Raw genomic sequence first — 10,278 nt, 5'->3', positions numbered from 1 at the left:
TCTTCATCTGAAGTAAATATTCCAAATTTTTTTGGACAATCCTTCAACAATCTAAACATACTTCCAGCATAGCCTATATTCTCTTCATTTTGGAATACATATAAATTCGGATATTCCTCTTCTAGCTTTTTAAGTGCTTCATATGTGCCATCTGTTGAAGCATTATCGATAACCCTAATATGTACCCATTGATTTACTTTTTTGATTTCTCTAATTGTCGATATAACAACCTCTTTTCTTTGGTAGGTTGGTATTAAAACTTCAAAAAGATCTAATAAATCTTTTGGTGCTTCTATAGTCTTCTTGTTGTAAGTGCTATTAAGAGAACAGTTGTATTTTGCATAGGCTACCTTAAATCTTTGGGGAATCCCTGTATTATTTTCGTGACAAAATTTTTCATATATTGGATAAATTTGAGTTATCAAGGACAAATATTGCATATCTTCAATTTTGCACAAAAATTCCAAAATAGCTTTAGCCATTCTCCCATCAACCTTTTTATTTGCCAAAGCCTCTTGCACCACCTCAAAACACGCCGTATCATTATTTAATTGAACATAACTATTAAAAAGATACAAATAGGCTTGTTTTGAGCTTTTTGTTGGGAATTTGCTAACAGATCTACTCAAATATTCTATGGTTTTATCAAACTCTTTTGCTTTAAAGAAACAAACTCCAATCATTTGTATAGCCCCAAAATTACTTTCTTTTTCCTCCAAAGAGAAAACCTCAGTCGCCTGAATATATTTTTCCTCCTTGTATAAAAGCGTGGCTTTTGCCATATTTACGCTTAGAATATCCACCATTTCTTTAATGTTGCTATTTATCTCTTTGTTCACTGCAATCTCCTTTAAAATATTTTCTGCACATTCAAGATCTTTAGGTGTATCAATGTCAATACTATCTCTTTCATTCATTTCAAACAAGACCAATTTGTTTTCAAAAAGAAATTTTGTTTTCAAAAAGTTATGGATATTGCATATATATATTGCACCATTAGGAATATATGCCTTGTCAAGCTGTTGCCTTGGCTTTACTAAGTCGTCATACGATGTAATAGGATAGACATTATCTGCATTTTTAGCTAACATCTTTTGCGGACAATCACTCACTGACACAACACTCACCAAAGTAGTAGCATTATTCTTTTTATAAAGTTCCCAAGCCTCTTGAATATGCATCGCATTTCTCAAAGGAGACGTTGGTTGGAGCAAGGCAAAACAATCGTATTTATCCTTTGGGATTTCTTTTAGCACATGATCAATCACATCTATACTACTAGCGGTGTCTGTGGCTAACTCATGAGGTCTCTTTAATGTGCTTATTCCTTGTTTGGATACCAATTCTGCTATTTCATCACTATCAGTAGTCACGATTATATCGCTAAAAATTTTTGAATTTAAAGCAGCTTCAATTGTGTATATTATTAGCGGTTTTCCACTAAGTGACGCTATATTTTTTTTTGGTATTCCTTTACTGCCTCCACGTGCTGGTATAATAGCTAATATTTTTCTCATTGTTTTACTTCCTGTCAATTTGTAAGTGCTATTTAAAAGAAATTAATATATAATTAAAAATATAATATAAGGGGAGACTTACATAATGAAAGTTCTGATTCTAGCTGGAGGGCTTGGCACAAGATTATCCGAAGAAACAGGATTGAAGCCCAAGCCTATGGTGGAAGTGGGTGGGCGTCCGATTCTGTGGCATATTATGAAGATTTATAGTCATTATGGTTTTAATGAGTTTATTATTTTGACAGGCTATAAGGGGCATATCATTAAGGATTACTTCATTAATTACTACACGCAATATAGCGATATTACCGTGGATATGGCTACAAATAGCGTAGAAGTGCATACCAATCGCCACGAGCCTTGGAAGGTTACAATGCTTTATACGGGGCAGGATTCTCAAACAGGAGGCAGAATCCTGCACGCTAAGCCCTATGTAGGTAATGAAACCTTTATGCTGACTTATGGCGATGGCGTGAGTGATGTTGATTTGCGCGCGCTTTTGGAATTTCATCATTCCCATAAAGGATCGATAACAATGACTTCTGTGCTTCCCGATGGGCGTTTTGGTGCATTGGAAATTGAGCAAGAATCTCAATGCGTAAAATCTTTTACCGAGAAACCAAAGGGCGATTCTGGTGTGCAACATAGTGGGTGGATTAATGGAGGATTTTTTGTCTGTGAGCCAAAAATTTTTGACTATATTACACAGGGGGATTCCACAATTTTTGAGCAAGAGCCATTAAGGAATCTAGCGCAAGACAAGGAGTTATACACTTACCAACACAATGGGTTTTGGAAATGTATGGATACACTCAAGGATAAAAATGATTTAACGCAAATGTGGCTAGAAAATAAAGCTCCTTGGGCTTTATGGGATAAATAATTTGCAACAAAAGGAAAAAAGTGAAAAGCGGTAATTTAAAGGAAGAAATTTTATCTAAAGTAAAAGAATATTATCAATCACACCACCAAAAAAGTGATCAGTTTATAGGTGGCACATCAAGAATTAATTACGCAGGAAGGATTTTCGATGAAAAAGAGTTGGAATATTTAATTGATAGTTCTTTAGACTTTTGGCTTACTTATGGGAAATATTCTGAGAGATTCGAAAAAGAGTTAGCTAAGTTTTTGAGCGTAAAGTGGGCTTTTTTAGTTAATTCTGGCTCATCTGCTAATTTATTAGCGTTTTTTACTTTAACTTCTCCTCTGCTTAAAGAGCGGCAAGTTAAAAGGGGTGATGAAGTTATAACGGTGGCGGCAGGATTTCCAACTACAGTGGCTCCTATTATTCAGTATGGTGCGGTTCCTGTATTTGTTGATATGGAATTAAAATATGCCAATATTGATATTTCATATCTTGAGTCAGCTTTAAGCCATAAAACCAAAGCGGTAATGATTGCTCATACTTTAGGCAATCCTTTTAATATTGGAGTCATCAAAGATTTTTGTGACAAAAACAAACTTTGGCTAATTGAAGATAATTGTGATGCGTTAGGTTCAAAATATGATGGCAAATATACAGGCACTTGGGGTGATATAGGAACAAGTTCTTTTTACCCGCCTCATCATATGACTATGGGGGAGGGTGGTGCTGTTTATACTAGTAATCCTCTACTTAAAAAAATTTTATTATCAATGAGAGATTGGGGAAGAGATTGCTGGTGCAAGAGTGGTGTAGATAATACTTGTGGTTGTCGTTTTGAACAGCAGTTTGGCACATTGCCTTTAGGTTATGATCATAAATATGTTTATTCTCATTTCGGATTTAATCTCAAAGTTACAGATATGCAGGCAGCAGTTGGGTGCGCACAATTAGAGAAGCTTCCAAAGTTTATAGAAAAAAGAAAATATAACTACAAAAGATTATATGATGGCTTAAAAGAAGTTAAACAATTGCAAGTGGTGGAAGCGCAACCTAATTCTGAACCCAGTTGGTTTGGTTTTATGATGACTTTAAAAGACGGTGTTGGCTTTACGCGTAATAATATTGTTGAATTTTTGGAGAAATGCAATATACAAACTAGAAATTTATTTAGTGGAAATATGATTAGACATCCCGCGTTTAGTGCTTTAGAAATCAATAGAGATTATCGTATTGTAAATGATTTGAAAGTGTCTGACAAAATTATGCGGGATAGTTTTTGGATTGGAGTGTATCCGGGAATGAGTGATGAAATGATTGATTATGCGATATTGAAGATTAAAGAGTTTTGCTCACAACAAGGATAGTTTATTGATGGGGTTTGATATTTATAAAAATAAGAGAGTGTTTCTAACTGGACATAGTGGCTTTAAAGGTTCGTGGTTGGTTCTATGGCTTAAGTTTCTTGGTGCAAAAGTTTATGGATATTCTTTGCCTCCAAATACAAACCCTAACCATTTTGAATTATTGAATATGCAAAATGCTTTAGCTCAAAGTTATTTTGCGGACATTAATGACTACCAACAAATAGAACAAGCTTTGATAGATAGTAATCCAGAGATTATTTTTCATTTAGCAGCGCAACCTTTGGTGCGATATAGTTATGAAAACCCGAGAGAAACCTTTCTGGTAAATGCAATAGGGACATTTAATGTTCTAAATATTGCAAGAAATCTTAAAGACTTAAAAGCTATTGTAATAATAACGACCGATAAAGTCTATGAAAACAAAGAATGGTTTTGGGCATATAGGGAAAATGAACCTTTGGGTGGGCATGATCCTTATAGTGCTAGTAAAGCTTGTGCGGAGATTGTTACAAACTCTATGAGAGCAAGTTTTTTTAATACAGACAGTTTTGGCGAAGCGCATCAAGTTTTAGTCGCTTCCGCTAGGGCTGGAAATGTTATTGGTGGTGGAGATTGGAGTCATGATAGACTTATTCCCGATATTATTAAGGCTATTAGTTGTGACAAAAAAACAATCATTAGGAATCCTAATGCGGTGCGCCCTTGGCAGCATGTGTTGGAAGCATTAAGTGGCTATTTGAGCTTGGGGGAGAAATTGCTAGAAGGTAAAAAGGAGTTTGCGACTAGTTTCAATTTTGGTCCACAAGAATGTCTAAGGGTGGAAGAGGTTTTAAAAGATGCTAAAAAATTTTGGAATAAGGTGGATTATGAAATCAAACAGGATGTTGGTGCCCCACATGAAGCAGGTTTATTAATGCTTGATGTTTCTAAGGCTAGAAATATGTTAAAGTATAATCCGGTTTTAGATTCTAAAACTTCTATAGAATGGACAATAAAATGGTATAGAGAGTTTTATGAAAATAAAAAAATAATAACGGAAACACAATTGCAGGAATATCATAGGATTCTTAGTGAAAAAAAGCATTCTAATTAGTGGCATCAGTGGTTTTTTGGGATCTCATTTGGCGAGAGAGTTTTCCAAAGAGTATGAAGTTGTGGGGATAAAAAGAAGTAGTTCAAATATTTATCGCATTGCAGATATTGCAAATCTGATTCTTTATAATATTGACGAGGTTGAGTTGGAGACAATTTTTGATAGGCATAGGCCAACGTTAGTTTTTCATACAGCGGTAAATTATGGACGCAATAATGAAAAATTAAGTGACATCATAAACACCAATATAAATTTAAGCATAAAAATGATAGAATACAGTATTCTTTTTAATACTGACACCTTTTTTAATACTGACACCTTACAACAAGATTATTTGAACTACTATACTACCACCAAAAAGCACATTAGAGATTATTTGGTTCCATTATCAAAAGAGATTCAAATCATAAATTGTAAACTAGAACATATGTACGGTTATGATGATGGTAAAGATAAATTCGTATGTTTTCTTATGGAATCTTTGCAAAACAATAAAGCGAGTATTGCTTTGACAAAGGGCGAACAAATGCGAGACTTTATATATATTGATGATGTGGTGTCCGCTTATAAAGTTTTGGTTGCTAATCTGTATTGTTTGCCAAAATTTGCAGAATTTGATATTGGAACTGGTAAGCAGGTAAGTATTCGAGAATTTTGCATTTATTTGGCTGATGAATTTAAAAAATATCAATGCTCCAATAATAGCATTTTGGATTTTGGGGCAATTCCATATAGGAAAGGTGAGCCTATGCATATTGATGAAGATATTGCGCCTTTATTAAAACTAGGTTTCATCCCAAAATACGATTATAAAAAAGGAATCAGTGATATGTTGTTTAGAGTTTATAATAGTGGCGGGGGGGGGGGCTTTTAAGCCTTATTGTTAATAGAAAAGAATCCCATATTTGGCAAAAGGTTGCTTAATATGGAAAAGTTAATAACAGATTTCAAAGGGCTTTATGTTTTAAAAACAAATATTTTACAAGACGAGCGTGGAGAGTTTGTTAAGCAGTTTAATGAAGAGTTTTTTAAACAATGCTCGTTAGATACTGATTTTAAGGAAGCTTATTACTCCGTATCCAAAAAAGGTGTTCTTAGGGGAATGCATTTTCAGCTACCTCCTTTTGAACATACCAAGCTTGTGTATGTGAGTAGTGGAAAAATATTGGATGTAGTTGTTGATATTCGCTCTCATTCTTTGACTTTTGGGAATTTTTTTGAAATAGTTTTAAGCTCTAAAGAAAATAGTTTTTTATATATACCCAAAGGTTTTGCACATGGTTTTTTGTGCTTGGAAGATAATACAAAAGTGCATTATCTCCAAACGAGTATTTATTCTAAAGAATATGATAGTGGAATTTTATATAATAGTTTTGGGTTTGATTGGCGAAAAAATAGTAGCAAATACGACATTGAAGATTTAATTATTTCACAAAGAGATTTATCTTTTGAGACTTTAAAAGACTTTAAGTTGAGGCAGGTTTTTTAAATGAAAATTTTACTTACCGGTGCCACAGGCTTTGTTGGAACAAATTTTGTCTTGCAACTTCACAAGAAACATGAAATTATTGCTTTAGTCAGAAAAGATAGCGATACAAGCAGAGTTGAAAAATTTTGTAAGATTTATCGCTATGATGGAGATATGCAAAAATTTTCCAATATTTTAAAAAAAGAAAATATAGATGGCGTTGTGCATTTGGCTACTTTATACATCAAAAACCATGAGAATTATCAAGTATCTTCTTTGATTGAAAGTAATATTGTTTTTGGTGCAGAATTGTTAGAAATTTTATATATGATTGATTTTGAAGGTTGGTTTATTAATGTTGGAACTTTTTGGCAGTTTTATAAGAATTTATCAAATAATCCATTGAATTTATATGCAGCAACAAAAACAGCATTTTTAAGGATTGCTGATTATTATACTCAGGTTGCAAAATTTAAATTTACTACTATTTTGCTAAATGATACTTATGGCCCAAATGATTGTCGTCCAAAAATCTTTAATATATGGTTAAAAGCTTTAAAGAGTGATGAGCAAATAAAAATGAGTGGTGGTGAGCAAGTTATTGATATATTGTATATTAGCGATGTGATTGATGCGTTCGAAATTTGTATTGATTTGTTGGAGAAGAAAGAAGGGGTATTATTGCATAATAGAAAAATTGCTCTGCATTCAAAAGAGAGAAAAACGCTGAAAGATATTGCTAAAATTTTTGAAAAGTGTTTTGGCAAAGAAATAGATATTAATTGGGGTGCTTTACCATATTCTTTGAGGGAAAATTTTATGCCTTATGAGAGTGGGGATAAGCTACCACAATGGGAGCAAAAAATTACTTTTGAGCAAGGATTTGAAATGATGAAGGATTGTCATAACTGAGGTGGCAGTAATATGTGATTATATTATCTGCTTATTTTTAAAAGAGATTGCTTAAATGCCAGTCTCTAAAACAACGATTTTGCTTACGGGTGCTACAGATTTTATTGGAGCAAATTTTCTTGTAAGTTCAAAAATATGAAATTATTGCCTTAGTTAGGGAAGTAGCAATATAGAATAAATTAATTAATACATCTAGTTTTGGTTTTTGTTACGATTCTTCGGAATATAAACCAGCAACCTTATACACTTCCACTAAAAAAGTTTTTGAATATATAATATGTTATCATGTTTCAAGTGGTCCAAAAACAATAATGATTAATTTATTGATTTTTAATGTTTATGGGAAATTAAATAATTAAAATAAATTGTTCAAATTTATTGAGAAAAATTTATTTTAAAGATGAATAATTGCCAATGGGTGGAGGAAATCACATTGTTGGTTATTCTTATGCATATAATGTTGTAAATAATTTTGATTGTTTGAAGGTTAGATACCAAATGGGGCGCAAAAAAATCGCTTTATTTAATGAAAAGAATGGAAATACTAAATAATTAGAGCAATTTCTTCAGCTACCTTTTTCCCAGACAATACGCTTTGGTCACTCCATAGATAATCCCATTCTCCAAATCTCCCTGCCGTATAGATGTGGCAAGTTTGAAGGAATTTTTTTATTATCTCTCTGTCTTTTTCCATTCCGCGATAAAAAGTTACATTTCCATAAGGTAAAATTCTATAATCTTGCATAAGTATATCCTCTTTTTTGAATATTTTCATTTTTTCACATTGGTTAATTACTTGTTTAATAGTTTCATCTTTAGTGAGTGCTAAAGGCTTATCTTTTGAAAAATATATTTCAAATTGTAATGAACTACAATTTTGAGGTGCATTATAAGGAGATTTCATATTGGGACTATAACATCTAGCAGGAAGTATATCTTCATCATAGATATAAAACCAAAGATGTTTTGCAATATCTGATTTATTAAAACCAAAAGAAATTAAAGCTATACTGGTATATTTTAACTTATTGCAGGCTATAGATACTTCTCTTGGGGTATTTCTGATAAGTTTTGTATATTCTGGTAGTGGAATTGTTGAGATAAAAGTGCTGTATTCTTGGCGACTTCCATCAGCAAAATAGACTATTTTCTTTATGGGATTAACTTCTATAATTTCTTTATTGTATTTTATATCGCAATCTTTTGCCATTCCCCCCAAAAATGACTTGTAGCCCCCATGCTTTGGAACCCTCATTTCTTTTGCATAATATGTATTGGGTGTATTTTTGTCAAAAGCACCATGCAAGACTTCTTTAATGTTTGGTTGGTACATTCTAGAACCAACCCAAGAAGTGCTTAAATCTTTAGCCTCTAAGTTCCAGTATTTTCTAGTATAGCGCATAGGGAAATTTTGACTAAAATATTCACCATATTGAGCTTTTAACCAGTCTTCGTAATTATGAATGGGTTGATTTTTATAGGGATTATTACAAAAATCCGCAATAATATCGACTTTTTCTTTGGTATCTAGCGGTTCGAGGTTGTTTTGTGCCGGATGTTTTAACCAATATCCTTTGTAGTAATTTGCCATTTTTGGGAGTTTGTGTATGATGATTTCGCAAGAAGAATTAAAAAGATTTTGCACGTATTTTTCGTGCGTAAAAGATAGATGTACTGCATTATCAAAAGTAAAACCATTGATACTAAACGAAGCACAAAGGCCACCGTAAAGATTTTCTTTTTCGTAGATCGTGCTTGATATACCTTTTTGTTTTAGATGGTAAGCAGCAGAGATTCCAGCAATGCCCCCCCCCCCTATAATTATTGGATTATTCATAAAAAACCCTTTTGTGATATTTTCGAAACATTCTACAATAATCAAAATTATTTTTCTATAAAGATAAAGCCAAAGCTATAATGGATGAATGTGTGGCGTTAATATTGTTTAGTGGATTGTATTCATATTTTTGAATGTCGGTTATTTCAACATAGCCATTTGCAGCAATATTATTTCTTTGATAATCTCTAAAAATGCCTTTGAATCATTTGGATTTTTTATAAAATGCAAAAATTTTATAAGCTTTACTTAATGTTTTGAATTTTATGGCAGAGTGTGCAGTTTGTTGTATTTTTTTGCATTTTTTATTTGACGGAAAAAAGCTAACATAAAATATATCTTATGAATCAAGTAGATATCACACAAAAGGTGGTAGGAGGTTTAGAACTCTCAAATTATTTCATAAAGCATCCAATAACTAAGCGCAAAAAGGCAAAGTGCGGAGAATTTAAAAAGCTTGTTGATATAATTAAAGAGAAAAAGATGAAACAAACTCCCGTCTAGCGCATAAGGTAATAAGCGCTATGGATTCTAAAATTACCATAATACTTGCAAGAGTGAAAAGATTGGATTTTTCCAAAAAAGGCGGGAGGAGAGCAAGAAAAAATATAATCTTTGGGATTTTAAACTGCAGAGATAAAGCCTTGAATGACAATAGATTCTCTCTTTTTTCTTGCAATGCTGCTCTTGAAAGGTAAAAACTTCCACGCAAGATAAATCAAAAACAAAGCACCCAAAATTAGAAAAGATTTAAATGCAAAATCATGGGCTAAAATAAAGTTTGCTCCATAGTCACATACAATTACCACAAGCGTGAATCCAGAAAGCGCACCAAACACCATATGCAAGGTTTTTTAACCCCACACTTTAAGCCAAGCGAGAGTGCGAGATTCATATTCACTCCGGACAGAAAAAGACACAGAAGCAAAAGTCGCAATAAATAAAAGATAATCCATCGCTACAAGTAGTAAAATGAGCATATAATTTGTAATGTTGATCTAGGTGAAAACAAACATTGCGTAATTTGTAAAGCATATTAAGATTTGGAATCTAAAATGTAAAAAACTATCTTTTGAATTCGTTGGCAAAGGAGATATACATAATGAAATAGTTAGACCTATTGATTAAGTTTTTACGCTTGAGTGCCATTATTCTTTGGGTTATTAAAATCTTAAGTAGGATTATGCTAAAATTACAAAATTTTTTATTTTTAAAGGAGATT

General features: G+C 32.6%; 8 protein-coding genes. 6 read left to right on the top strand and 2 right to left on the bottom strand.

Annotation, left to right across the window (positions count from 1 at the left end; all coding sequences use genetic code 11):
* A partial coding sequence (locus BS85_RS11725; RefSeq protein WP_051604705.1) for a cytidylyltransferase domain-containing protein occupies positions 1–1,517 on the bottom strand: 1,517 nt, incomplete at its 3' end.
* 85 nt (positions 1,518–1,602) lie between these two features.
* Here BS85_RS11725 and rfbF point away from each other — a divergent pair.
* From rfbF to BS85_RS0107470, 6 genes are read left to right on the top strand one after another with little or no spacing between them, the layout of a single operon-like run.
* Positions 1,603–2,400 carry a glucose-1-phosphate cytidylyltransferase gene (gene rfbF, locus BS85_RS0107495; protein WP_026944245.1) on the top strand — a complete coding sequence of 266 codons (798 nt, stop codon included), beginning with the start codon at positions 1,603–1,605 and terminating at the stop codon, positions 2,398–2,400.
* 20 nt (positions 2,401–2,420) lie between these two features.
* Positions 2,421–3,746, top strand: a complete 1,326-nt coding sequence (gene rfbH, locus BS85_RS0107490) for a lipopolysaccharide biosynthesis protein RfbH (RefSeq protein WP_026944244.1) — start codon at positions 2,421–2,423, stop codon at positions 3,744–3,746.
* Between the two features lie 7 nt (positions 3,747–3,753).
* The gene (gene rfbG / locus BS85_RS0107485; RefSeq protein ID WP_026944243.1) at positions 3,754–4,839 is read left to right on the top strand and encodes a CDP-glucose 4,6-dehydratase; all 1,086 of its coding nucleotides are present in this window, start codon (positions 3,754–3,756) and stop codon (positions 4,837–4,839) included.
* Positions 4,817–5,713: an NAD-dependent epimerase/dehydratase family protein gene (locus tag BS85_RS0107480; RefSeq protein WP_026944242.1), complete on the top strand. Its 897-nt coding sequence runs from the start codon at positions 4,817–4,819 to the stop codon at positions 5,711–5,713. The genes rfbG and BS85_RS0107480 overlap by 23 nt, the downstream gene beginning before the upstream one ends.
* 51 nt (positions 5,714–5,764) lie before the next feature.
* On the top strand, positions 5,765–6,328 hold the full coding sequence (locus BS85_RS0107475; protein WP_026944241.1) for a dTDP-4-dehydrorhamnose 3,5-epimerase family protein: 564 nt from the start codon (positions 5,765–5,767) through the stop codon (positions 6,326–6,328).
* Positions 6,329–7,219 carry an NAD-dependent epimerase/dehydratase family protein gene (locus tag BS85_RS0107470; RefSeq protein ID WP_026944240.1) on the top strand — a complete coding sequence of 297 codons (891 nt, stop codon included), beginning with the start codon at positions 6,329–6,331 and terminating at the stop codon, positions 7,217–7,219.
* 544 nt (positions 7,220–7,763) lie between these two features.
* On the opposite strand, the gene BS85_RS0107455 is transcribed toward BS85_RS0107470, so the two are convergent.
* Positions 7,764–9,056, bottom strand: a complete 1,293-nt coding sequence (locus BS85_RS0107455; protein ID WP_026944239.1) for a protoporphyrinogen/coproporphyrinogen oxidase — start codon at positions 9,054–9,056, stop codon at positions 7,764–7,766.
* Positions 9,057–10,278 lie beyond the last annotated feature (1,222 nt).

Origin of the sequence: Helicobacter rodentium ATCC 700285 (assembly GCF_000687535.1) — a bacterium.
Taxonomy (GTDB): Bacteria; Campylobacterota; Campylobacteria; order Campylobacterales; family Helicobacteraceae; genus Helicobacter_D; species Helicobacter_D rodentium.
This window is presented reverse-complemented; position numbering and strand designations above follow the sequence as displayed.